Source organism: Geodermatophilus sp. CPCC 206100 (genome assembly GCF_048569675.1).
In the GTDB taxonomy this organism is placed as follows: Bacteria; Actinomycetota; Actinomycetes; order Mycobacteriales; family Geodermatophilaceae; genus Geodermatophilus.
Genome location: NZ_JAQISV010000011.1, coordinates 92,327 through 114,441 on the forward strand (window position 1 = coordinate 92,327; position 22,115 = coordinate 114,441).

Genomic DNA, 22,115 nt, shown 5'->3' on the forward strand with positions numbered 1-22,115 from the left:
GCGTTCCGCGCGCCGCTCCGGTCGCCCGAACGGGCGAGCCCGGGCGGCGGGTCAGCCGCCCGGCGCGGGGGCCGGGGGCTGCGCGGCGTCCGGGGCGGGCGCGACCGGGATGCACCGGATGACCGGCTCGGCGGCGTAGCGGGTCTGGAAGTCCTCCCGCTTGAGTTCCGCGCCGCTGGCGGCGTCGTGGAACACGCGGGTCACGGTGATGTCGAAGCCGGTGGAGCCGCCCTGCGGGCTGCAGCTGCCGTCGTCCGGCTTCTCCTGGACCACGGGCTGCCGCTGGTTGAACCGGTTGCTGCTGAGCGACTCGATCTCGTAGCGCTTGGTCCCGTAGAAGGTGACCGTCAGGGAGCTCGGCGTCCACTGGGTGTCGATGTAGACGCCGGTGTCGCTGTCGTTGCGGAACTTGAGGTCGATCGAGTCGTAGTAGACCGTCGCCTCGCGGCCGGCCGGGTAGCGGCTGATGTAGAAGCTGTGCGGCTTGTGGTAGACGTCCTCGAGGCCGGCGAAGAAGACGGCGTTGAACAGCGTCGTGGCCACCTGGCTCACACCGCCGCCGACGGCGGTCGCGAAGGCGCCGTTCTGGATGACGCCGGCCTCCACGTAGCCCTGCGCCGTGCCCCGCGGGCCGGTGTACCCGTTGAGGCTGAAGGTGTCCCCGGGCCGGACGATCGCGCCGTCGATCTCGGCGGCGGCGACGCGGATGTTGGTGCCGCTGGCCGCGCTGGTGAAGTTGGTCGTGAAGGTGCTGATCTCCTCGCGGATGCCCAGCGCCTCGGCGTCGGCGGTGCTGAACTCGGCCTCGACCGGGCCCAGCCGCGCGGTCACGGTCCGGGGCGCCGGCTGCGGGAACACCTCGAGCAGCTGGCCGGACAGCGCGGCGGGGTCGACCCCGGTGCCGTCCACGGAGGGGACGACGGTCACCGCGCCGCCGCTCAGCTCGAAGCGGGCGTCCTCGGCGGGGGTGCCGAACGCGGCGAAGTCGTCGCCCATCGCCTCCTGCAGGCGGGCGGGGTCGACGGCGACGGCGAGCTCGCCGCTCTCCTGGGGCGTGAAGGTCAGCGAGGCGGCGATCGCGGTCTCCGGGATCTCCACCGAGGTCGCGCTGTCGTCGCTGCTCACGGTGACCGGGGCGGCCAGCGCGGGGGTCACCGTCGCGTCGAGCACCCGCTGCGCCGCGTCGGCGTCGACCGAGACCGCCGTGACGTCGACCGGCAGCTCGATCGGGGTGCTCGGGTCCCCGCCGGCGGCGAGGAAGTCGGTGACCGCGGCCGCGGCGCCCTCGCGGTCCAGCGCCCGGCCGTCCTCGGGCTCGACGACGCGGGCGGTGGTGCCCTCGATCGCGATGGTGGCGTCCACCGGGGCGCGGTCGACCTGCTCGGCGATGGCATCGATCTGGGCGGTCAGCGCGGTGTCCTCGCCGGTCATCACCGGCGCGATGTCCCGCTCGCCGAAGAACGAGGTGAGCCGCGTCCACGGGTTGAGGGGCTGGTCGTCGGCCGCGTCCACCGTGCCGTCGACGTCGAGCGTGATGCCGGCGGTGGCGGGGGAGAGGCTGGCCTGGACGTCGTCGGCGACGACCACGTGGTCCGCGGTGACCCGCGGCGCCAGCTGCTGCTCCAGCCGCTCCGCGGCCGCGGCGGGGGAGAGGCCGCCGATGTCCACGCCGGCCACCACGGTGTTGCGCGGCACGTCGCCGCCGGCCACCAGGAGGTCCACCCCGTAGGCGGCGGCCAGCACGCCCACGGCGGCCACGGGGGCGACCACGGCCGGGCGGCGCCACCAGGGGCGGCGCGGACCCGGGACGTCGGAGCCGGGGCTCCCCGCGTCGCCCCCGCCCGACCCGCCGTCCGCCGGGACGTCGGGTGCGCCGCCCGGGTCGGGGTCACCGGCGGGCGCGTCGGACTGGACGGCCGGCAGGACGCCGGTGGAGGCGACGGTGGTCTCGACCGGGGTGTCGGCGGGGGCGCTGGGCGCGGAGCCGATCGCCGTCGGGAGCTGGCCCGGGGCCTCGCCCTCGGCGAAGCGGATGTCCTGCGTCTCGTCCTGCTCGGCCGGCGGCCGCGCGGGCTCAGCGACCGGTGCATCGGCCGGTGCGGCGGCCGCAGCCACCGGTGCGTCGGCCTCGGCGGCCGGTGCGTCGGCTGCCGAGGCCGTGGGGGCCGCCGGCACCTCGGGGGTCGTCGGAGGGCCGGCGAGCGGGGTGGGCCGGCCGGGCACGTCGGGGCCGACCGGGCCGCGGTCACGGGGGACCGGCCGCGTGTCGTCGGAGAACGGCTCCGCGTCGATCCGGGCGGTCTGGTCCTGCTGGGTGTGCTGCTGTGGCATCGCGGGATCTCCGGGTGGCCGTCGACCGGGGATCCCCGGGAACGACGGAGCCGCCGGCGTCCCGTCCGCATCGAGCGGATCAGGGACGCCGGCGGCGGCGTCGGGTGAGGGCTTCATCGCTGTGCGCGACGATAGCCGCTCGATCAGGTGGTGAGGCGCTGCTCGCCGTCGGTGTCGATGATGTCGACGGCGATGTCACGCAGCTTGCCCTCGTACTCACGGGCGTGGTGCCCGCAGAAGACGAGGTCGCTGCCGCTGGCGAGCACAACCCGCACCTTGGCCAGCGCGCCGCAACGGTCACAGTGGAAGGGAACGACCAGCTCGTCGGCGGGCGGGGTCGTCGTCAGCGTCTGGGTCATCTGGGTCATCACTCGCTCTCTACCGCACGGACCCGCGGCTGCGGATCGGCCTCCTGCACAGCGCCAGGATGCCCTCCTGTGTTCCCGGACCGGCCGATCGGACGCTGGACTCGCCGGTGTGGCGGGCTGGGACGTACGACACGGATGGGACGGGTCAGCAGGGACGTCACTGGGTGGTGCAGGCGTGTCTCGTGGTGCTCGGTGGTGGGTCGTTTCGGTGCGCCGGTCATGGTCCGGCCGGTGGGTCCGCTGCTGTCTCGACGTCCCCCACGCTACGCCGCTTACCCGGGCGATGGCCGCGTACACGGCCCGAGGGCCTCGTCGGGGTGAGATCGTGACCTCCCCGACATCCAGCCGTGACGAACGACACACGCCCGACACCGCCCGGGGACGCAGACGGCCCCGGCCGTGAGGCCGGGTCCGTTCACGTGACGCGCTGGAACGGCCCCCTCGCAGGGGCCCGACCCGAGCCGAGCGAGGGTCGAGGGGCGAGGGGGTCCTTCGTCAGTCCAGGTAGTCGCGCAGCACCTGCGACCGGCTGGGGTGACGCAGCTTCGACATCGTCTTGGACTCGATCTGCCGGATCCGCTCCCGGGTCACCCCGTAGACCTGGCCGATCTCGTCCAGCGTGCGCGGCTGGCCATCGGTCAGCCCGAAGCGCAGCCGGACGACGCCGGCCTCCCGCTCGGACAGGGTCTGCAGGACGCTGGTCAGCTGGTCCTGCATGAGCGTGAAGCTCACCGCGTCGACCGCGACGACCGCCTCGGAGTCCTCGATGAAGTCACCGAGCTGGCTGTCGCCCTCGTCGCCGATGGTCTGGTCGAGGCTGATGGGCTCCCGGGCGTACTGCTGGATCTCCAGCACCTTGTCCGGGGTGATGTCCATCTCCTTGGCCAGCTCCTCCGGGGTGGGCTCGCGCCCGAGGTCCTGGAGCAGCTCGCGCTGGATGCGGCCGAGCTTGTTGATGACCTCGACCATGTGCACCGGGATGCGGATGGTGCGGGCCTGGTCGGCCATCGCGCGGGTGATCGCCTGCCGGATCCACCAGGTGGCGTACGTGGAGAACTTGTAGCCCTTGGTGTAGTCGAACTTCTCCACCGCGCGGATCAGGCCGAGGTTGCCCTCCTGGATGAGGTCCAGGAACGCCATGCCGCGGCCGGTGTAGCGCTTGGCCAGCGACACCACGAGGCGGAGGTTGGCCTCCAGCAGGTGGTTCTTGGCCCGCTCGCCGTCGCGCACGATCCAGTTGAGGTCGCGGCGCATCTGGGGGGAGAGCTTCTGGTTCTCCTCCTCGGCCTGGCGCAGCCGCTCGGCGCCGTAGAGGCCGGCCTCGATGCGCTTGGCGAGGTCGACCTCCTCCTCGGCGTTGAGCAGCGCGACCTTGCCGATCTGCTTGAGGTAGGCGCGGACCGAGTCGGCCGACGCGGTGAGCTCGGCGTCCTTGCGGGCCTGCCGGAGCGCCTCGGACTCCTCCTCGTCGTCCCACTCGAAGTCGCCGCCGGCGGCCTCGGCCTCCTCGGGGGTGGGCTCGTCGGCGACGCCGTCGGGACCGGCGACGACGGTCTCGTCGATCTTGAGGCCCTCCCCGCCGGCCGGGTCGATGACCGCGACCGCGGGGTTCTCGGTCGCGACGGCGGTCAGCACGGCTCCCTCACCACCACCCGGCGACGGGGTGGTGGTGGGCGTGCGGGCGCCCTTGGCGGGGGCGGACCTCGCCGGGGCCTTCTTGCGGGGGGCCTTGGCCGGAGCGGCTCCGGCCTCCCCCGCGGATACCGGTGCGCTGGTCCGGGTGGCCCGGGGACCGGCGGCGACCGTCGTGGAGCGGGTGCTCCGTGCGGCTGCGTCCGGTGCTGGCTGATCGGCGGGCACTCAGGTTCCTTCCCGTGCTGGGTGCGTTCCCCTGGGGGCCATCTGGTCCCCGGGCAGCGGCCCCGGCCGACGTCCGGAGCTGAGGTCCCCACCGGGCACCGGAGTTTCACCGGTGTGCAGACGGGGGATGCCTCACGGCTGGGGAGCGACGGGGCGGGGCTCATCCATTGTAACGACGCGCGGAGCTGGTTCCACCGTTCAGCACGGGCAGCCCTCGCCCGCAAGAGGGTCTTTGTCGGGCGCCGGGCCCGCAGTCACCCTCCGTGTCCGCGGTGTGGGTGCCGACGGCCACCGCCGGTCACGCTGGGTCACTGGCCGATGTGTTCCTCCGCCGCGAGGGCGGCGCCCACGATGCCGGCGTCGTTCAGGAGCTCGGCGGGGACGACCGGTGTGCGGGTGGACAGCAGCGGGACCCACTTGTGTGCCTTCTTGCTCACCCCGCCGCCGACGATGATCAGGTCGGGCCAGACGCCGGCCTCGAGGACGTCGAGGTAGCGGTCGACGCGCCGGGCCCACTCGGGGTAGCTGAGGTCCTCGCGCTCCCGGGCGGCCGCCGACGCCCGCCGCTCGCCGTCCTCGCCGTCGACCTGGATGTGCCCGAACTCGGTGTTGGGCACGAGGACGCCGTCGGTGAACAGCGCGCTGCCGATGCCGGTGCCGAAGGTCAGCATCAGCACGACGCCCCTCTTGTCGCGGCCGGCGCCGTAGCGCATCTCGGCCACGCCCGCGGCGTCGGCGTCGTTGAGCGTCTGGACGCCGCCGGGCAGGACGGCGTCCAGGCCGGCGGCGACGTCGGTCCCGAGCCAGGTCTTGTCGACGTTGGCGGCGGTGTGCGCGACGCCCTGCTTCAGGACGCCGGGGAAGGTGACGCCGACGCGGCCCTGCCACTCGAAGTGCCCGACGATGCGGGCGACGACGTCGTACACGGCCTGGGGGAGTGCCGGCTGCGGCGTCTCGATGCGCAGGCGCTCGCCCTGCAGCTCGCCCTTCTCGAGGTCGACCAGGCACCCCTTGATGCCGCTGCCACCGATGTCCACCCCGAAGCCCAGCACGCGGTCAGGGTAGTGACCGGCGCCGCTCGCGGCACCGGGGCTCGGGCAGGATCGGCGCGTGACCACCGACGTGGACCCGGCCACCCTCCTCGACCTCGCCGTGACGACCGCCCGCGAGGCCGCCGGCCTGGTGGCCCGCGGCCGCGCGACCGCGACCGCGGAGGTGGACGTGAAGTCCAGCCCCGTGGACATGGTCACCGCCGTCGACCGGGCCTGCGAGGAGCTGGTGGTCGCGCGCCTGCTGGCGGCCCGGCCGGACGACGGGCTGCTGGGGGAGGAGGGCGGCGAGCGGCCCGGCAGCAGCGGGGTGCGCTGGGTGGTGGACCCCATCGACGGCACGACGAACTTCGTCTACGGCCTGCCGGCCTTCGCGGTGTCCATCGCCGCCGAGGTCGACGGGGTGGTCCGGGCCGGGGTCGTGCTCAACGTGGCCACCGGTGAGCGGTACGCGGCGACGGCCGGGGGCGGTGCCACGCTGACGGTCGGGGACGGCGAGCCGGTGCCCCTCGCCGTCGGGCGGCCGGCCTCCCTCGAGCAGACCCTGGTCGCCACCGGCTTCGGGTACCGGGCCGAGCAGCGCCGGGCGCAGGGCGCGGTCGTCGCCGAGCTGCTGCCGCACGTCCGCGACATCCGGCGGCACGGGTCGGCCGCCCTGGACCTGTGCACGGTGGCCGCGGGCCGGATCGACGCCTACTACGAGCTGCACCTCAACCGGTGGGACTTCGCCGCCGGGGCGCTCGTCGCCGCCGAGGCCGGAGCGGTGGTCACCGGGCTGCCCGGCCGGGCCTTCGCCGAGCCGCTGGGCATCGCGGTGGCCCCGTCGGTCGCCGAGCCGTTCGTCACGCTGCTGGACCGCCTCCACTGAGAGATGACCCCGTCCTCCCCACCCGTCGCACGCTCAGGGCGGGGCCCGGGACGGGGCCGGGTGGGGCCCTGGACGGGGTCCTCTCTCAGCAGGCCGCGGCGGCGCTCTCGGCGGTGCTCAGCGCGGCGTCGACCTGCTCGCCGGTGGCGAGGCTGTCGGGGAACACGAACTCCGGCCCGAGGACGACGTCGACCTGGGCGGTGGCCCGGGTGTCGAGGTGGTCCCCGGCGCCGCGCAGGTGGAGGCCGACGTAGGCGGCGGCGTCGTTGCCCCGCGGGCCGTGCCGGAGCTCGCCAGGACCGGTGACCTCGCGGCCGGTGGGGTCGTTGGCGATCTCGTCGACGACGAACCCGCGGGCCTGCAGCTCGGCGGCGACCGTCTGCGCCAGCCCCGCGGTGTCGCTGGCGTTGAGCACCCGCAGCGAGACCGTGGTCGGGTCCAGCGACGGGGGAGCCGCGGAGGCGGAGGTGCACGCCGCCGCCTGGGCCGCGTCCCGGTCCTGCTCGTCCTGGAGCACGTTCCACCACACGGCGAGCGCGGCCAGGGCGAGGACCAGCAGGAAGATCAGCGGCGGGATGGGCCGTCGGCCACTGCGCGGACGCACCGCAGGTCGGTCGGCGGTCGGCGCGGTCACGGTTCCCCCTCGGAGCTGACGGTCGGCGGGAGTCTAGAGCCGCCGGGACGCGCTAGATCGCACCGTCGTCGAGCGCGGCGCGTCCCAGCTCGACGCACGGGTCGATGCGCTCGGCGTAGCCCGAGGTGTCCTTGCCCGCCATGGCGCCGGCCGCCGAGCGGGCGACGATGCCGGCCACGATCGCGGCGAACTTGAAGTAGGCGAACCCGACGTACCAGGACAGGTGGGTCAGGTCGAGCCCGCTCCGGACGGCGTACCGCTCAGCGACCTCGGCCCGGGTCGGGAAGCCGGGCAGCGCCGTGACCGTGCTCTGGCCGGCGACGCTCTCCTCCCCGGCCTGGGGCCAGTACACGGACAGCATCCCGAGGTCGGCGAGCGGGTCACCGATCGTGGACATCTCCCAGTCGAGCACCGCCCGGACCCCGCCGGGGCGATCGGGGTCCAGCAGGCAGTTGTCGAGGCGGTAGTCGCCGTGGACGACGGCGTTCCGCTGGGTGGCCGGCACCGTCTCGGCCAGCCGGGCGGCCAGGGCGTCCAGCCCGGGGCGGTCGCGGTCGCGGGTGGCGTCCCACTGCGTCGTCCAGCGGCGGACCTGCCGGGCCATGAAGCCCTCCGGCCGGCCGAAGTCCGCCAGCCCCACGGCCTCGTGGTCGACGGCGTGCAGGTCGGCCAGGACGTCGACCAGGCCGATCCCGATCGCGCGGCGCTGGGCCGGGTCGTCGGCGTAGCCGTCCGGGAGGCGGTCGACGACGTGCAGGCCGACCACGCGCTCCATCACGTAGAAGGGCGCGCCCAGGACCGCCGGGTCGGTGCACAGGTGCAGCGTCCGGGGGACGGGCACCGGCGTCGGCCCCAGGGCGCTGATGACCCGGTGCTCGCGGGCCATGTCGTGCGCGGTGGCCAGCACCGCGCCGGTCGGCGGCCGGCGCAGGATCACCGCGTCGCCGGGCGCCCCGCCCTCCGGCGTGACGACGTACGTGAGGTTGGACATGCCCGCGGCGAGGAGCTCGAGGTGCACCGAACGCCAGCTCTCGTCGCCCAGGACGGTGGCGAGGTAGGGCCCGACGACGGCTGGGTCGGCACCCACGGGACTCGGCATCGGCGCAGGGTAACCTCTGGCGCTCCGCGGCCCGTCCGATCGATCCGGACCCACCGTGCCCGACTCGTCGCCGAGTCGGGCACAAACCGGGACCGCGCGACGTTGGGGGGTCCGCTGGTCGTCCAGCGCCACCGGCCCCGCCGTCCCGGGGAGGCCTGAGGCGCGGGCCACCAGACCGGCCGGAGCTCGAGCAACGGGCGCCGGCCTGCAGACCACCGGTCGCCTCTGCGACCGGCCAGGACGACGGCGCTCCGGCGCCGACGTCAGACGAAGCGGGCGCCGCCGCCCGCGAGAACCCCGGAGGAGGGGCACACCCCATGGCCACCGACTACGACGCCCCGCGCCGCAACGAGGCCGACGAGCTCGGCGAGGACTCGCTCGAGGAGCTCAAGGCGCGGCGGGCCGAGGCGCAGTCCTCGTCGGTCGACGTCGACGAGACGGACTTCAACGAGAACCTCGAGCTCCCCGGTGCGGACCTGTCCAACGAGGAGCTCACCGTCCGCGTCCTCCCCAAGCAGGAGGACGAGTTCACCTGCTCCCGCTGCTTCCTGGTCCAGCACCGCAGCCGGCTGGCCGCCACCAAGGGCGACCAGCTGTACTGCCGCGACTGCGCGGCCTGAGAAAGGACCCCGTCCTCCCCACCCCTCGCAGGCTCGGGGCGGGGCCCGGGACGGGGCCAGGAGCCGAGGTGGGACCCCCTGCCCCCCGCCACTCGCAGGCTCGCGGCGTGACCCTGCAGGGGGGCCGCCCGTCCTCCCCACCCCTCGCAGGCTCGGGGCTGGGGCGCCGTCCTCCCCGGCTCTCGCACACTGAGGGCAGGGGAGGGCGCTCGACAGGAGGGAACCCAGTGACCGAGGACCGCGAGCGCACCGCATCGGTGCGCGACGTCCCGCCGCCGCGGCCGGTGCCGGCCGCTCCGCCGCAGAACGGCACGGCCGTCGAGTCCCCGCTCGGCCGCGCCGGCCGGGTGGTGGCCGACGCCGTCTCCGGGCTGGTCGCCGGGGTCACCTCCGAGGAGGGCCGCCGGGCGGCCGCCTCGACCCTGAGGGACGTCGTCTCCGCCGTCGCCTCGGTCGCCGCCAGCCGGGTCGGGCGCGGCAGCGCGCCCGACCCGGGCTCCTCGGCCGCGGACGCCGGGGCGGACCGGGCGCCGGCCGCGGTGCTCGGCGACCTGCTCGCCGCCGCCGCGCCGCGGCTGCCCATCCGGGACGCCGATCGGCTCCGCGCGGCCCACCCGGGCGCCACCGACGAGGAGATCGCCGATGCCCTCGTCGCCCGGGCCGGTCGCCTCACGGCCGGGATCGGCGCGGCGACCGGCGGCCTGTCGGCCGCCCAGTGGTTCGCCCCGGCCTCGCTGCTGGCGCTCCCGCTGGAGCTGGGCGCCGAGACGGTCCTGACCGCCGGCGTCGAGGTGGTGCTCCTCGGCGAGTTGCACGAGCTCCACGGCCGGCCGGCGCGCGGGGACGCCCGCGAGCGGGCCCTCGCCTACCTGTCCAGCTGGTCGGCCCAGCGGGCGGTCGACCCCGCGGCCGCCGCCCCGGGCCTCGGGGGGCTGCTGGGCGCCGCCGGGCTGCAGACGCTGCGCCGCCGGATGACCCGCCGCCTGGCGCGCTCGGTCCCCGCCGCCGCGCCGTTCCTCGTGGGGGCGGCGCTGGGTGGCCGCGGCAACCTCAAGGCCACCGAGACCCTCGCCCGCCGGGTGCTGGCCGACCTCCGCAAGTCGCGGTCCTGACGCGAACCCCCCGGCCCCGTCGCCATGGCCCCTCCCGGGTCCCGCCCCGAGCGGAGCGAGGGGTGGGGAGGAGGGGGTCCTCATAGGATCGCCGACGTGCCCGACCTCGACGCGTCCGTCCCCGGGTCCGGCGTCCCCGAGGTGGAGGTGCCGGTCCGGCTGTCCTCCCCGGAGACCGCCGTCCCGACCTACGCCCTCCCCGGCGATGCCGGCGCCGACCTCACCGTCGCCGAGGACGTCGAGCTGGCGCCCCTGCAGCGGGCGCTGGTCGGCACCGGGGTCGCCGTGGCCATCCCGGAGGGCTACGCCGGCTTCGTGCACCCGCGCTCGGGGCTGGCGCACCGGCTGGGTCTGAGCCTGGTGAACGCGCCGGGCACGATCGACGCCGGCTACCGCGGCGAGATCAAGGTCAACCTGGTCAACCTCGACCCCACCACGCCGCTGAGGCTGCGCCGCGGCGACCGCGTCGCGCAGCTGGTCGTGCAGCCGGTCGTGCAGGCTCGGTTCGTGCCGGTCGAGCGGCTGCCGGACAGCGCCCGGGGCACCGGCGGGCACGGCTCGACCGGCGGGCACGCGAGCGCACACGCGAAGGGACGCAACTGACATGCCGTTCGGACGGCGACGCAACCGCATCGACCGCAGCCTGCGCGAGAAGGGCGTGCCCCCCGACCCGCAGGACCGGGTGCGCGAGGTCGAGGAGACCCTGGGTCCCTGGGACGCGGCGGACGCCCCCGCCGACGGCGTGGCCCGCATCGACCTGGGCTCCCTGCAGCTGCCGGCCGCGCCCGGCACGGAGCTGCGGGTGGACGTCAACGCCCAGCAGAAGGTCATCGGCGCGACGCTGCGGGCGGGGGAGTCGCTGCTGCAGGTGTCGGCGTTCGCCGCGCCACGGGCGGCCGGCATCTGGGACGACGTCCGCGCGGAGCTGGCCCGCAGCGCGTCCGGGCAGGGCGGCTCGCTCCGGGAGGTCGAGGGCCCCTTCGGGCCGGAGCTGACCGGCACGGTGTTCACCACGCCGCCGGCGCAGCAGGGCCAGCCGGCACCCAAGCCGGTCCGCCGGGCGGCCCGCTTCCTCGGCGTGGACGGCCCGCGCTGGTTCCTCCGCGGGATGATCAGCGGGCCCGCGGCGGCCGACCCCGAGGCGGCACCCGTGCTGGAGGAGGCCTTCCGGCGGATCGTCGTCGTCCGCGGCTCCGACCCCATGCCCGTGCGCGAGCAGCTGCCGCTGACCCTGCCGCCGCAGGCCGCGGCGCAGGTCGCCGCGCAGCAGGCGGCCCGCCAGCAGTTGGCCGCCGCGCAGGAGGCGGCCGCCCGCCGCCAGGCGGCCGCGCGGCCGCCGGAGGGCGACGGCACGCTCCCGGCCCCGGGCGCATGAGGACCTCCTACGGTCCGCACCCCGATCAGTTCGTCGAGCTCACCCTCCCCGACGGTGCGGGCCCGGCGCCGGTCGTGGTGGTGCTGCACGGCGGCTTCTGGCGTGCCCCCTACGGCATCGAGCTGGCCCGCCCGCTGGCCGCGGACCTCGCCGCAGCCGGCTTCGCCGCGGTCGCCGTCGAGTACCGGCGGGTCGGGGCCGGTGGCGGCTGGCCGGCCACGCTCGAGGACGTCGCCGCCGCGGTCGACCTGCTGCCGGATCTGGACGGTGCGGCCGGCCGGCTCGACCTCGCCGACGTCACGGTCGTCGGCCACTCCGCCGGCGGGCACCTGGCCGCGTGGGTGGCCGGCCGCGAGCGGCTCCCCGACGGCGTCCCCGGGGCGCGCCCGCGGGTGCGCGTGACCGCCGCCGTGCTCCAGGCGGGCGTGCTCGACCTCGGGCTGGCCGCGGCCCAGGGGATGGGCGACGGCGCGGTCCAGGGGCTGCTCGGCGCCGAGCCGGAGGAGGCGCCCGAGCGCTACGCGGCGGCCGACCCGGTGCGGCTGGTGCCGGCCGGCGTCGACCTGCTGTGCGTGCACGGCACCGCCGACGACGACGTCCCGGCCGAGCAGACCGCCCGGTACGCCGCGGCCGCCGCGGCCGAGGGGAGCCCGGTGGAGGTGCGTCTCGTCCCCGGCGACCACATGCTGCTCATCGACCCGGCGGGCGCGCCGTGGGCGCTGGTGCGCGACTGGCTGCAGGAGCGCGCCGCCCGGCCGCCGGGCCGATCTACGCTGGCACCGTGACGGAGACCCGTTCGGGCGGTTGGTTCGCGCGGACAATGCAGCGACTGACCGCCGACGACCAGACCATCGACGCCGAGCAGTTGCGGGAGGACGCCGCGACCGCCGGCTGCGAGCCGGTGAGCGCGTGCCGGAAGGGGGCGGTCGTCACGGTCACCGGCCGGCTCAAGTCGGTCGTGTACACGCCGCGGGAGACGGTCCCCACCCTGGAGGCCGAGCTCTTCGACGGCTCGGGGTCGGTCACGCTGGTCTGGCTCGGCCGCCGCCGGATCCCCGGCATCGAGCCCGGCCGCACCCTGACCGCCCACGGGCGGTTCGCCTCCTTCGACGGCCGCCAGGTCATCTACAACCCCCGGTACGAACTGAGCGCCGGGTGACGGCTGCGGCCGAGGGGGAGAGCCGTCCCGAGCCGGCCGGCGGCGCGCCGGCGAACGAGCCGACGGGGGTGACGTTCGACCGGCACCTGGTGCTCGAGCAGCTCGGTGGCTGGCGCGGCATGGTCGACGCCTCGCTGCCCACCCTCGCGTTCATCGTGGCCAACTCGCTGGGCGGGCTGCGGGCGGGCATCTGGGCCGCGATCGGCGCCGCCGTCCTCGTCTTCGCGCTCCGCCTGGTGCGCCGGGAGAGCGTCCAGCAGGCCGTCAGCGGCCTGTTCGGGGTCGCCATCGCGGTCGGCATCGCGGCCGCCTCCGGGCAGGCCCGCGACTTCTTCGTCCCGGGCCTGGTCCGCAACGTCGCCCTCGGTGTGGTGCTGCTCGGCTCGATCGCCGTGCGATGGCCGCTGGTCGGCGTCGTCGCCGAGTTCCTCGCGCCCAGCCACCTGGGGGCGATGGCCTCGCACTCCATGCCGGGCCTGCGGCAGCGGCTCGGCCGGGTCAACGCCTCCCTGCACCACCGGCCGCCGCCGGACCCGCAGACCGGTGCCCGGCCGACCGACCCCCAGCCGGAGCGGCACTGGCGCGAGGACCCGCGGATGGTGCGCGCCTACGCGTGGCTGACGCTCCTGTGGGGGGCGACGTTCCTGGTGCGGGCCGTCGTCCAGTACGTGCTGTACCGGGCCGACGAGGTGGAGTTGCTCGGCACCGCGTCGCTCGTGCTGGGCCTGCCGGTGACCGCGGTCGAGATCGTCGTGACCCTGTGGGTCGTGGCCCGGCTGCACCGGCACCGCGCGGAGCCGGCCGGGCCTGCAGCCGGGACCGCCGGGCCGGAGCGCCCCGCCGCCTGAGCGGCCGGGCTCCTCAGCGCGCGGGGGAGAGGACCTCCTGCAGCTGCTCCTCGACGTCGGCGTGCGTGACGAACAGCAGCTCGTCCCCGGCCTCGAGCGGCTCGTCGGGGCTCGGGGTGATGACGCGGTCGCCGCGCAGCAGCGCCGTCAGCACCGTCTCGCGGGGCAGGGGGACGTCGCGCAGCGGCCGGCCGACCCACGGGGTGTCCTCGGCGAGGGTGATCTCCACCAGGTTGGCCGCGCCCTTGCGGAAGCTCATCAGCCGGACGACGTCGCCGACGGTGACCGCCTCCTCGACCAGCGCGGCCAGCACCCGCGGGGTCGAGACGGCGACGTCGACGCCCCAGGCCTCGGTGTAGAGCCACTCGTTGCGCGGGTCCTTCACGCGGGCGACCACCCGGTTGACCGCGAACTCGGTCTTGGCCAGCAGCGAGACGACGAGGTTGGCCTTGTCGTCGCCGGTCGCGGCGACCACGACGTCGCAGGTGGCCAGCTGGGCCTCCTCCAGCGAGGAGACCTCGCAGGCGTCGGCCTGGACCCACTCGGCGCCCGGGACGGCGCGGGTGCGCACCTTCCGGCCGTCCTTCTCGATGAGCATCACGGTGTGCCCGTTGTTGAGCAGCTCGCCGGCGATCGACCGGCCGACGGCGCCGGCGCCCACGATGGCCACGCGCATCAGTTCTCGCCTCCCTCGGGGCCCCGCTCGACCACCTGGTGCACCCGCATCGTGACCTCGTCGGTGGCGGCGACGACGAGCTGGTCGCCGTCCTGGAGCACCGTGGCCGGCGTCGGGATCTCCGCCTCGCCGAAACGCACCAGCCACGCCACCCGGGCGCCCGTGGCGGCCTCGAGGGCGGTCAACCTCCGGCCCACCCAGCCCTCGGTGACCGTCACCCGCATGAGCAGGACCTGGCCGGTGGGCTCCCGCCACAGCTCGCTGACCTTCACCGACAGCAGTTCGCGCAGCAGCCGGTTCACCGTCCACGGCACGGTGGCCACGCTGGGGATGCCCATCCGCTCATAGACCTCCGCCCGCTTCGAGTCGTAGATCCGGGCCACGACGTGCTGGACGCCGAAGGTCTCGCGGGCCACGCGGGCGGCGATGATGTTGGAGTTGTCGCCGCTGCTCACCGCGGCGAACGCGCCGGCGGAGTCGACGCCGGCGTCGAGCAGGGTCTGGCGATCGAAGCCCAGGCCGGTCACCTGGCGGCCGGCGAAGTCGGGGCCGAGCCGGCGGAACGCCTCCGGGTCCTGGTCGATCACCGCGACGCTGTGGCCGATCTCCTCGAGCCGGCGGGCGATCGCCGAGCCGACGCGGCCGCAGCCCATCACGACCACGTGCACTGGGGACTCCCCGTTCGCAGGTCCGGTGCGCCGGGCGCCGTCCGCCCCGCGCTGTCCGGGCGCGAAGCTACACCCGGGACGGCGCGGAGCCCCGCTCCGGAGCGCCGGAACTCACCCTCCGGGAGGCGGCGCACCGGCCCCCGGCGTCCGTACCATCGCCGCCGTGCCAACCCTGTCCGACCTCGGACAACTCCCGAAACGGCTGGTCCTCGGCCGGCCGGTGCGCAGCGACCGTGCCGGGGAGTCGCTGCTCCCCAAGCGGCTCGCGCTCCCGATCTTCGCCAGCGACCCGCTCTCCTCCGTGGCCTACGCCACGCAGGAGATCCTCATCGTCCTCACCCTGGCCGGCACGGCCTTCCTGTACCTGGCGCCGTGGCTGGCGATCGCCGTCGTGCTGCTGCTGGGCACCGTGGTGCTGTCCTACCGGCAGGTGGTGCGCGCCTATCCGTCCGGGGGCGGCGACTACGAGGTCGCGTTCAAGAACCACGGCCAGTTCGCCGGGCTGACCGTCGCCAGCGCCCTGCTCGTCGACTACGTGCTCACCGTGGCCGTGTCGGTCGCGGCCGGCACCGACAACATCATCTCGGCGTTCCCCTCGCTCGACGAGCACCGCGTGCTGATCGCCGTCGGCCTGGTCGCGCTGCTGGCGGCGGCCAACCTGCGCGGGCTGCGGGAGTCCGGACGCACCTTCGCCGTCCCGACCTACGCGTTCATCGTCGGGATCCTCGTGATGGTCGCCACCGGGCTCATCCGGGACCTGTTCACCGACTCGCCCGTGGTCGCCGAGACCGCCGACTTCACGATCACCCCCGAGTCGGGCTTCGGGAACCTCACCGGGCTGGCGCTGGTGTTCTTCGTGCTGCGGGCCTTCGCCTCCGGCTGCACGGCGCTCACGGGGGTGGAGGCGATCGCCAACGGCGTCCCCGCGTTCAAGCCGCCGAAGAGCCGGAACGCCGCGACGACGCTGGCGCTCATGGGCGGCATCGCCGCGGTCATGTTCGCCGGCGTGACGGCGCTCGCGCTGGCGGCCGGGGTCAAGTACGTCGAGCACCCCTGCGACCTGGAGGGCTTCGCCGACTGCGAGACCGAGCCGCAGCGGACGGTCATCGCGCAGGTGGCGGCGGCGACCTTCGGCGGTGACGGCTCGCCCGGGTTCTTCTACATCCAGGCCGCGACCGCGCTGGTCCTGGTCCTGGCCGCCAACACCGCGTTCAACGGGTTCCCGCTGCTGGGCTCGGTGCTGGCGCAGGACCGCTTCATGCCCCGCCAGCTGCACACCCGCGGCGACAAGCTGGTCTACAGCAACGGCATCCTGCTGCTGGCCGGCTTCGCCGCGCTGCTGATCTTCGCGTTCCAGGCCGACGTGAACCGGCTGATCCAGATGTACATCGTCGGGGTCTTCACGAGCTTCTCGATCGGCCAGTGGGGCATGGTCCGCCACTGGAACCGGGAGCTGCGCACCGAGACCGATGCCGCCGCCCGGAGCCGGATCCGCCGGTCGCAGATGATCAACGCGGTCGGCGGCACCCTGACGACGGTCGTCCTGCTGATCATCGTCGTCACCAAGTTCACCCGGGGCGCCTACCTGGTCCTCCTGGTGATGCCGATCCTGTTCCTGCTCATGAAGGCCATCAACCGGCACTACTCGAACGTCTCCCAGCAGCTGGTGCCCGACACCGACTCGCGGACGCTGCCGAGCAAGGTGCACGCGATCGTGCTGGTCTCCAAGGTGCACAAGCCGACACTGCGGGCGCTGGCCTTCGCGCGGGCCACCCGCCCCGACCAGCTGACCGCCCTGACGGTCAACGTCGACGACGCCGAGACCCGCGCGCTGCAGGCGCAGTGGGAGAAGTACGACATCCCCGTGGCGCTGACCGTGCTGGAGTCCCCGTACCGCGAGATCACCCGGCCGGTCCTCGACTTCGTCAAGGGCATCCGCCGGGCCAGTCCGCGCGAGCTGGTGGTCGTCTTCGTGCCCCAGTACGTGGTGGGCCACTGGTGGGAGAACGTCCTGCACAACCAGAGCGCCTTGCGCCTGCGGGCCCGGCTGCAGTTCCAGCCCGGCGTGATGATCACCACGGTGCCGTGGCAGCTGGAGAGCTCCGTGGGCCGCGACGACGAGCTCGGCCGTGGCGACGGGCCGGCGCCCGGCGACCTGCGGCGGGGGCTGACCGACGACGCCGAGGTGACCCCGTATGGGTGAGGACCCCGCTGCCCCCCGCCACTCGCAGGCTCGCGGCGGGTCCCTGCAGCGGGGCCGAGGCCCCTCCGCGCGGCCGGATCGCGGCGGCGGGTGGACCGGCCGGGAGTTCGAGGTCGAGGTCGGGCCGGTCGCGCACGGTGGGCACTGCGTGGCCCGGCACGAGGGGCGGGTCGTCTTCGTGCGGCACAGCCTGCCCGGCGAGCGGGTCGTCGTCCGGGTCACCGAGGACCGGCAACCCGGCTTCTGCCGCGCCGACGCCGTCCGGGTGCTGACCGCCTCGCCGGAGCGCATCGAGCGGCCCTGCCCCTACAGCGGGCCGGGCCGGTGCGGTGGCTGCGACTGGCAGCACGTCACCCCGGCCGAGCAGCGCCGGCTGAAGGCGGCGGTGGTCCGCGAGCAGCTGGCCCGGCTGGCCGGCCTGCCGGACGTCGACGTGCCGGTCGAGGAGCTGCCGGGCGGGCCGCTGCGCTGGCGCTCGCGGGCCCGGTTCGCCGTCGACCGCTCGGGCAGGCCGGGGCTGCGCAAGCACCGCTCGCACGACCTCGAGCTGCTCGACGACTGCCCGATCACCGCCGAGCCGGCCGCCCGCGCCGTGCTGGGCCGCCGCTGGCCGGGTGCCGGCGCGGTCGACGTCGCCGTCGACGCCACCGGGACGGTGACCACCACCCGGCGGGACCGCCAGGGCCGGCCGCAGTCCACCCGCGTGCTGCGGCCGGGGGAGGACGTCCCCACCGAGCCGGCCGGCCGCGCCGCCCGGACCGCCGCCGGCCGCGACTGGGAGGTCGAGGGCACCGGCTTCTGGCAGGTGCACCCGGCGGCGGCCGACGCGCTCGTGGCCGCCGTCGAGGCCCTCGCCGCGGTGCGACCGGGGGAGACGGTGCTCGACCTCTACGCCGGCGCGGGCCTGTTCGGCGGCGCCCTGGCCCCGCAGGCCGGCCCGGACGGCCGCGTGGTGTGCGTCGAGGCCGACCCGGACGCCTGCGCCGCCGCCGAGGCCAACCTCGCCGACCTGCCGCAGGCCGAGGTCTGGCAGGGCGAGGTCGACGCCGAGGGGCTGACCGAGCTGTTGGCGGAGCTGGGCACCGGACCGGACGTCGTCGTCCTGGACCCGCCGCGGGCCGGGGCCGGGCAGGCGGTCAGCCGGGTGCTCGCGGGCACCGGGGCGCGAGCCGTCGTCTACGTGGCCTGCGACCCGGCGTCCCTCGCGCGCGACGTCGCCGTCCTGCGGTCCGCCGGGTACCGGCTGGAGGCCGTGCGCGGCTTCGACGCCTTCCCCATGACCGCGCACGTCGAGTGCGTGGCGTTGCTGGTCAGAGACGAGGCGGCACCCGGGAGCGCGCTGTAGCGGCGGAGGCCGCCGGTTCACGCGGGCGGGCGAGCGCGTTCACCCCCGCAGGGCGGGGGAACCGGTGGTGCCCCCACGGCCCGCGTCGCACCGAGCAGGGTGGCCGTTCCGGTGCGTCACCTCGGACCCCGGACCGACTGGGGGGACGCGGTGGCCTGGTGGGTGTGGCTGCTCGTCGGGTGGGTGCTGCTCGCGGTCCTCACCGGAGTCGTCCTGGGCATGGTGATCCGCGCGGCCGAGCGGCGGGACCTCGGCCGGGACCGCTCCGAGGACGCGGCCGACGACAGCGACCCGGGCGCGGAGTGACCCGGCGCCAGCCCCGGTGTGAGGCGGACCCGACTCCCCTGGCTGGGGGTGGTCGGCCGCGGTGTCCCCCGGGAGGGTGGACGCCGGGCAGTGAGCCCGCCCGCAACGGGGCGGTCCGCCCGCCGGCTCAGGCGTCGATGACGACGTCGGAGGGAGGAGACGCCATGTCGTGGTGGGTGTGGCCGCTGCTGGCCTGGATCCCGATGACCGTCGTCATCGCGGCGTACTGGTGGACACCGCGGTGGACGGCCGTGAAGCGCCAGCTGACCCGACCCGGGCACGCCGCCCGCGTGCCTGTCCGGCTGCGCTGAGGGCTCGCCGGTCCGGAACGCGTTCGGACGTATGGCGAGGCGCGCCAGCCCGGACCGGCAGTTTCGGCAGGTCGGCTGCGGGACGTGGCCCGGATGCCGACCTACCGTCCGGGCATGCAGATCAGCACCGAGGCCCGTTCGGTCCTGGAGGCCGTGCGGAACGCGAACCGGCCTGTGACGGTGTTCGCGCTCGTCCAGCAGCTCAACCCGAGCCGGGGCGAGATGGGCGGTGCCCTGGAGGCCTGGCGGCAGCGCCAGATGGAACTGCTGCAGCTCTTCTCGGACCTGCACGAGGCCGGCCACCTCGAGTCCCTGCCCCGGGATCCCGGTCAGCACAGCGAGACCTTCATCCTCTCCGTCCGCGGCGACGACCTCCTGCGCCGGGCGCCCGCGGTCCAGGTGCGGCACGAGGTGTCCGCGGTGGACGGGCGCCGGCCGCGGAGCCTGCGCGACCGGCTGACCCGACGGGGGCAGCCGGCGCTCCGGTCGCACTGACGCCGGGGCGTGCGGGCGCCGGAGGCCGACCGGCTACCGTGCTCCCGTGACCACCTGGGAGTACGCCTCGGTCATCACGGCCAACGACGCCGAGTCCCAGCGGGCGGGGGTCAGCGTGAAGCTGCCCGGCGGCCAGCTGGAGCGGCAGTCCGGGGACACCAGCTCGGTGCTCAACCGCCTCGGCAGCGAGGGCTGGGAACTCGTCAACTACCACTCCAGCGGCGCGGGCACCTGGGGCTTCGAGCAGTTCTGGCTGAAGCGGCCCACCTCGGCTCAGCAGTAGTCGCGCGCCCGTCCGTCGAACGCCTGTTCGACGGAGGGGGCACACTGGGCGGGTGGACGGGACACTGCCGCCGGGCTGGCCGGACGCCGTCCGGCCGCCCGGGGCGCCGGACTGGGAGCAGACCGCGGTCGCGTGGCTGTTCGACCTCGTGCCGCCGGACTACCGCGCGCACGCGGTGCTCCGCCGTTATCCGGTGCTGCTCGCCCGCTTCGCCCGCGACCACGTCACCGCGGGGCTGGAGGCCGCGCGGGCCGGCTGGCGCACGGTGCGGGTGGACCTCGCCGACGACCTGCCGGCCGACGCGATGACGGCCGCGATCACCGCCTACGAGCGGGAGGGCGCCCGGCTCTCGGCCGCCGCGCGGGGCGTGGAGGTGGTCGCCGGGGCGCTGCGCGGGGAACGGTGGGTGCCCCGCCTGTGAGCGGGCCCGGGTGGCTGTGAGCCTGCATCCACCCCCGGTGCTCGACCGGAAGAGCCGGGTGAACGCGGCTACAGTTGGTCGGCGGCCGCTGCTCAGCCGTGCACCTGCCGCCGACAGAGAGGATACCTCGCTTCCGTGTCGCTCCTGCGATCGCTCCGGACCCCCGCCGACCTGCGCGCGCTGGCTCCCGAGCAGCTCCCCGTGCTGGCCACCGAGATCCGCGACGCCCTGGTCACCAGCGTCGCGCGCACCGGCGGTCACCTCGGGCCCAACCTGGGGGCCGTCGAGCTCACCATCGCCCTGCACCGGGTCTTCGACTCCCCGCGGGAGCCGATCGTCTTCGACACCGGCCACCAGAGCTACGTGCACAAGATGCTCACCGGCCGGGTGGCGGACTTCGAGCGGCTGCGCCAGCGCGGCGGGCTCTCCGGCTACCCGAGCCGGGCCGAGAGCGAGCACGACTGGATCGAGAACAGCCACGCCTCGACGTCGCTGTCCTACGCCGACGGGCTGGCCAAGGCCCTCGCCATCCGTGGCGAGAAGCGCCCGGTGGTCGCCGTCATCGGCGACGGCGCGCTCACCGGCGGCATGGCCTGGGAGGCGCTGAACAACATCGCCGCCGCCCAGGACCGCCCCGTCGTCATCGTCGTCAACGACAACGGCCGCTCCTACTCGCCGACCATCGGCGGGGTCGCCGACGCGCTGGCCACCCTCCGGCTGCGGCCGGGCTACGAGCAGGCGCTGCTGCAGGTCCGCCAGGCGCTGCACCGCGCCCCGGTGCTCGGCTCGGCCCTCTACGACGCGCTGCACGCCATCAAGAAGGGCCTCAAGGACGTCCTGTCGCCGCAGGGCATGTTCGAGGACCTCGGCCTCAAGTACGTCGGCCCGGTCGACGGCCACGACATCGAGGTGATGGAGTCCGCGCTGCGCCGGGCCCGCTCCTTCGGCGGCCCGGTGATCGTGCACGCGGTCACCACGAAGGGCTTCGGTTACCCGCCCGCCGAGACCGACCAGATCGACGCCTGGCACGCCACCGGCGTCTTCGACCCCGACAGCGGGGCCTGCGCCGCCGTCGCCCGCGACTGGACGGCGGCCTTCTCCGACGAGCTGGTCCGCATCGGCGGCGAGCGGTCCGACGTCGTCGCGATCACCGCCGCGATGCTGCACCCCACCGGCCTGGCGGCGTTCGCCGAGCGCTTCCCCGAGCGGACCTTCGACGTCGGCATCGCCGAGCAGCACGCGCTCACGTCGGCCGCCGGCCTGGCGATGGGCGGCCTGCACCCCGTCGTCGCGGTGTACTCGACGTTCCTCAACCGGGCGTTCGACCAGCTGCTCATGGACGTCGCGCTGCACCGCCAGCCGGTGACCGTCGTCCTCGACCGGGCCGGGGTGACCGGCACGGACGGCGCCTCGCACAACGGCATGTGGGACATGTCGATCCTGTCGGTCGTGCCCGGCCTCCGGCTGGCCGCCCCGCGCGACGAGCCGACGCTGCGCGAGGCGCTGCGCGAGGCGGTCGCGGTCTCCGACGGGCCGACCGTCGTCCGCTTCCCGAAGGGGGCTCCGCCGGTCGACATCCCGGCGCTGGAGCGGCGCGGGCCGGTCGACGTCCTGCGCCAGGGCGAGCGGGCGGAGGTGCTGCTGGTCGCCGTCGGCTCGATGGTGCCGCTGTGCCTGGCCGCCGCCGAGCGCGCCGCCGACCACGGCATCGAGGTCACCGTCGTCGACCCGCGCTGGGTGCTGCCGGTCGCCACCGAGCTGGTGGACCTCGCCGCCGGGCACCGGCTGGTCGTCACCGTCGAGGACGGCGGACGCGCCGGCGGCGTCGGGACCACGCTGACGCAGGCGCTGCAGGACCGCGGCTGCGACGTCCCGGTGCGGACCCTCGGCCTGCCCCAGCAGTTCCTCGAGCACGGCAGCCGGGGTCAGGTGCTGGCCGACGCCGGCCTCACCGAGCAGGACGTCGCCCGGCGGATCGCCGAGTGGGCCGCGCGGCTGGCCGAGCGCGCCGAGACCGCCGAGCCGGCCGCCGTGGACGGCGCCCAGCAGTAGTCCGCCACCGAGCCGGACTCCCCGCGCGGGGA

24 protein-coding genes are annotated in these 22,115 nt (G+C 75.4%); 16 read left to right on the forward strand and 8 right to left on the reverse strand.

Annotated elements, in window-relative coordinates:
* Positions 1-51 precede the first annotated feature (51 nt).
* The 4 genes from PGN05_RS06470 to ppgK form a co-directional block, all read right to left on the reverse strand.
* Positions 52-2,331, reverse strand: coding sequence for a VanW family protein (locus PGN05_RS06470; protein WP_419751710.1), 2,280 nt, complete (start codon positions 2,329-2,331; stop codon positions 52-54).
* 143 nt (positions 2,332-2,474) lie between these two features.
* Positions 2,475-2,699: a DUF7455 domain-containing protein gene (locus PGN05_RS06475; RefSeq protein WP_419751711.1), complete on the reverse strand. Its 225-nt coding sequence runs from the start codon at positions 2,697-2,699 to the stop codon at positions 2,475-2,477.
* Positions 2,700-3,194: 495 nt separating this feature from the next.
* Positions 3,195-4,334: an RNA polymerase sigma factor gene (locus PGN05_RS06480; RefSeq protein ID WP_419751712.1), complete on the reverse strand. Its 1,140-nt coding sequence runs from the start codon at positions 4,332-4,334 to the stop codon at positions 3,195-3,197.
* A gap of 533 nt (positions 4,335-4,867) precedes the next feature.
* Entirely contained in the window at positions 4,868-5,611 is a 744-nt protein-coding gene (gene ppgK, locus PGN05_RS06485) for a polyphosphate--glucose phosphotransferase (protein ID WP_419751713.1), read from the reverse strand.
* 58 nt (positions 5,612-5,669) lie between these two features.
* Between ppgK and PGN05_RS06490 the strand changes: the two genes are divergently transcribed.
* On the forward strand, positions 5,670-6,476 hold the full coding sequence (locus PGN05_RS06490) for an inositol monophosphatase family protein (protein ID WP_419751714.1): 807 nt from the start codon (positions 5,670-5,672) through the stop codon (positions 6,474-6,476).
* Between the two features lie 85 nt (positions 6,477-6,561).
* Here the strand turns inward: PGN05_RS06490 and PGN05_RS06495 are convergent, their stop codons facing one another.
* Both PGN05_RS06495 and PGN05_RS06500 read right to left on the reverse strand, forming a co-directional pair.
* Complete coding sequence (locus PGN05_RS06495) at positions 6,562-7,110, reverse strand: LytR C-terminal domain-containing protein (protein WP_419751715.1); 549 nt, start codon at positions 7,108-7,110, stop codon at positions 6,562-6,564.
* Between the two features lie 52 nt (positions 7,111-7,162).
* Positions 7,163-8,209 (reverse strand): phosphotransferase family protein, encoded by a 1,047-nt coding sequence (locus PGN05_RS06500; RefSeq protein WP_419751716.1) that lies wholly within the window; start codon positions 8,207-8,209, stop codon positions 7,163-7,165.
* Between the two features lie 317 nt (positions 8,210-8,526).
* Between PGN05_RS06500 and PGN05_RS06505 the strand changes: the two genes are divergently transcribed.
* The 7 genes from PGN05_RS06505 (at position 8,527) to PGN05_RS06535 (ending at position 13,323) form a co-directional block, all read left to right on the forward strand.
* Complete coding sequence (locus PGN05_RS06505; protein WP_089306675.1) at positions 8,527-8,829, forward strand: DUF4193 domain-containing protein; 303 nt, start codon at positions 8,527-8,529, stop codon at positions 8,827-8,829.
* A gap of 227 nt (positions 8,830-9,056) precedes the next feature.
* Positions 9,057-9,941 carry a hypothetical protein gene (locus PGN05_RS06510; protein WP_419751717.1) on the forward strand — a complete coding sequence of 295 codons (885 nt, stop codon included), beginning with the start codon at positions 9,057-9,059 and terminating at the stop codon, positions 9,939-9,941.
* A 96-nt stretch (positions 9,942-10,037) separates the two neighbouring features.
* On the forward strand, positions 10,038-10,544 hold the full coding sequence (dut, locus tag PGN05_RS06515; RefSeq protein ID WP_419751718.1) for a dUTP diphosphatase: 507 nt from the start codon (positions 10,038-10,040) through the stop codon (positions 10,542-10,544).
* A 1-nt stretch (position 10,545) separates the two neighbouring features.
* Positions 10,546-11,316 (forward strand): DUF3710 domain-containing protein, encoded by a 771-nt coding sequence (locus tag PGN05_RS06520; protein WP_419751719.1) that lies wholly within the window; start codon positions 10,546-10,548, stop codon positions 11,314-11,316.
* Complete coding sequence (locus PGN05_RS06525; protein WP_419751720.1) at positions 11,313-12,101, forward strand: alpha/beta hydrolase family protein; 789 nt, start codon at positions 11,313-11,315, stop codon at positions 12,099-12,101. Before PGN05_RS06520 ends, PGN05_RS06525 begins: the two co-directional genes overlap by 4 nt.
* Positions 12,098-12,475 carry an OB-fold nucleic acid binding domain-containing protein gene (locus PGN05_RS06530; protein WP_419751721.1) on the forward strand — a complete coding sequence of 126 codons (378 nt, stop codon included), beginning with the start codon at positions 12,098-12,100 and terminating at the stop codon, positions 12,473-12,475. The genes PGN05_RS06525 and PGN05_RS06530 overlap by 4 nt, the downstream gene beginning before the upstream one ends.
* A complete protein-coding gene (locus tag PGN05_RS06535) occupies positions 12,472-13,323 on the forward strand; it encodes a DUF3159 domain-containing protein (RefSeq protein ID WP_419751722.1) in 852 nt (283 codons plus the stop codon). Before PGN05_RS06530 ends, PGN05_RS06535 begins: the two co-directional genes overlap by 4 nt.
* Before the next feature lie 13 nt (positions 13,324-13,336).
* Here PGN05_RS06535 and PGN05_RS06540 read toward each other — a convergent pair whose 3' ends face one another.
* Positions 13,337-13,999 (reverse strand): potassium channel family protein, encoded by a 663-nt coding sequence (locus tag PGN05_RS06540; RefSeq protein ID WP_419751723.1) that lies wholly within the window; start codon positions 13,997-13,999, stop codon positions 13,337-13,339.
* Complete coding sequence (locus PGN05_RS06545; protein WP_419751724.1) at positions 13,999-14,667, reverse strand: potassium channel family protein; 669 nt, start codon at positions 14,665-14,667, stop codon at positions 13,999-14,001. Before PGN05_RS06545 ends, PGN05_RS06540 begins: the two co-directional genes overlap by 1 nt.
* A gap of 163 nt (positions 14,668-14,830) precedes the next feature.
* Between PGN05_RS06545 and PGN05_RS06550 the strand changes: the two genes are divergently transcribed.
* The 8 genes from PGN05_RS06550 (at position 14,831) to dxs (ending at position 22,083) form a co-directional block, all read left to right on the forward strand.
* Positions 14,831-16,870: an APC family permease gene (locus tag PGN05_RS06550; RefSeq protein WP_419751725.1), complete on the forward strand. Its 2,040-nt coding sequence runs from the start codon at positions 14,831-14,833 to the stop codon at positions 16,868-16,870.
* Positions 16,863-18,215, forward strand: coding sequence for a class I SAM-dependent RNA methyltransferase (locus tag PGN05_RS06555; protein WP_419751726.1), 1,353 nt, complete (start codon positions 16,863-16,865; stop codon positions 18,213-18,215). The genes PGN05_RS06550 and PGN05_RS06555 overlap by 8 nt, the downstream gene beginning before the upstream one ends.
* A 111-nt stretch (positions 18,216-18,326) precedes the next feature.
* Positions 18,327-18,521 carry a hypothetical protein gene (locus PGN05_RS06560; protein WP_419751727.1) on the forward strand — a complete coding sequence of 65 codons (195 nt, stop codon included), beginning with the start codon at positions 18,327-18,329 and terminating at the stop codon, positions 18,519-18,521.
* Between the two features lie 164 nt (positions 18,522-18,685).
* Positions 18,686-18,832, forward strand: a complete 147-nt coding sequence (locus tag PGN05_RS06565) for a hypothetical protein (RefSeq protein WP_419751728.1) — start codon at positions 18,686-18,688, stop codon at positions 18,830-18,832.
* Positions 18,833-18,946: 114 nt separating this feature from the next.
* On the forward strand, positions 18,947-19,327 hold the full coding sequence (locus tag PGN05_RS06570) for a hypothetical protein (protein ID WP_419751729.1): 381 nt from the start codon (positions 18,947-18,949) through the stop codon (positions 19,325-19,327).
* Between the two features lie 46 nt (positions 19,328-19,373).
* Entirely contained in the window at positions 19,374-19,610 is a 237-nt protein-coding gene (locus tag PGN05_RS06575; protein ID WP_419751730.1) for a DUF4177 domain-containing protein, read from the forward strand.
* Positions 19,611-19,662: 52 nt separating this feature from the next.
* Positions 19,663-20,031 carry a hypothetical protein gene (locus PGN05_RS06580; protein ID WP_419751731.1) on the forward strand — a complete coding sequence of 123 codons (369 nt, stop codon included), beginning with the start codon at positions 19,663-19,665 and terminating at the stop codon, positions 20,029-20,031.
* A 135-nt stretch (positions 20,032-20,166) separates the two neighbouring features.
* Positions 20,167-22,083, forward strand: a complete 1,917-nt coding sequence (gene dxs, locus PGN05_RS06585) for a 1-deoxy-D-xylulose-5-phosphate synthase (protein ID WP_419751732.1) — start codon at positions 20,167-20,169, stop codon at positions 22,081-22,083.
* Positions 22,084-22,115: the final 32 nt, after the last annotated feature.

What these genes read in the sequence shown, in the direction of transcription:
- PGN05_RS06555 (WP_419751726.1), top strand. Translation starts at nt 16,863, where the DNA reads ATGGGTGAGGACCCCGCTGCCCCCCGCCACTCGCAGGCTCGCGGCGGG.
- PGN05_RS06540 (WP_419751723.1), bottom strand. Translation starts at nt 13,999, where the DNA reads ATGCGCGTGGCCATCGTGGGCGCCGGCGCCGTCGGCCGGTCGATCGCC.
- PGN05_RS06570 (WP_419751729.1), top strand. Translation starts at nt 18,947, where the DNA reads ATGCAGATCAGCACCGAGGCCCGTTCGGTCCTGGAGGCCGTGCGGAAC.
- PGN05_RS06500 (WP_419751716.1), bottom strand. Translation starts at nt 8,209, where the DNA reads ATGCCGAGTCCCGTGGGTGCCGACCCAGCCGTCGTCGGGCCCTACCTC.
- PGN05_RS06525 (WP_419751720.1), top strand. Translation starts at nt 11,313, where the DNA reads ATGAGGACCTCCTACGGTCCGCACCCCGATCAGTTCGTCGAGCTCACC.
- PGN05_RS06565 (WP_419751728.1), top strand. Translation starts at nt 18,686, where the DNA reads ATGTCGTGGTGGGTGTGGCCGCTGCTGGCCTGGATCCCGATGACCGTC.
- PGN05_RS06475 (WP_419751711.1), bottom strand. Translation starts at nt 2,699, where the DNA reads ATGACCCAGATGACCCAGACGCTGACGACGACCCCGCCCGCCGACGAG.
- PGN05_RS06520 (WP_419751719.1), top strand. Translation starts at nt 10,546, where the DNA reads ATGCCGTTCGGACGGCGACGCAACCGCATCGACCGCAGCCTGCGCGAG.
- PGN05_RS06505 (WP_089306675.1), top strand. Translation starts at nt 8,527, where the DNA reads ATGGCCACCGACTACGACGCCCCGCGCCGCAACGAGGCCGACGAGCTC.
- PGN05_RS06470 (WP_419751710.1), bottom strand. Translation starts at nt 2,331, where the DNA reads ATGCCACAGCAGCACACCCAGCAGGACCAGACCGCCCGGATCGACGCG.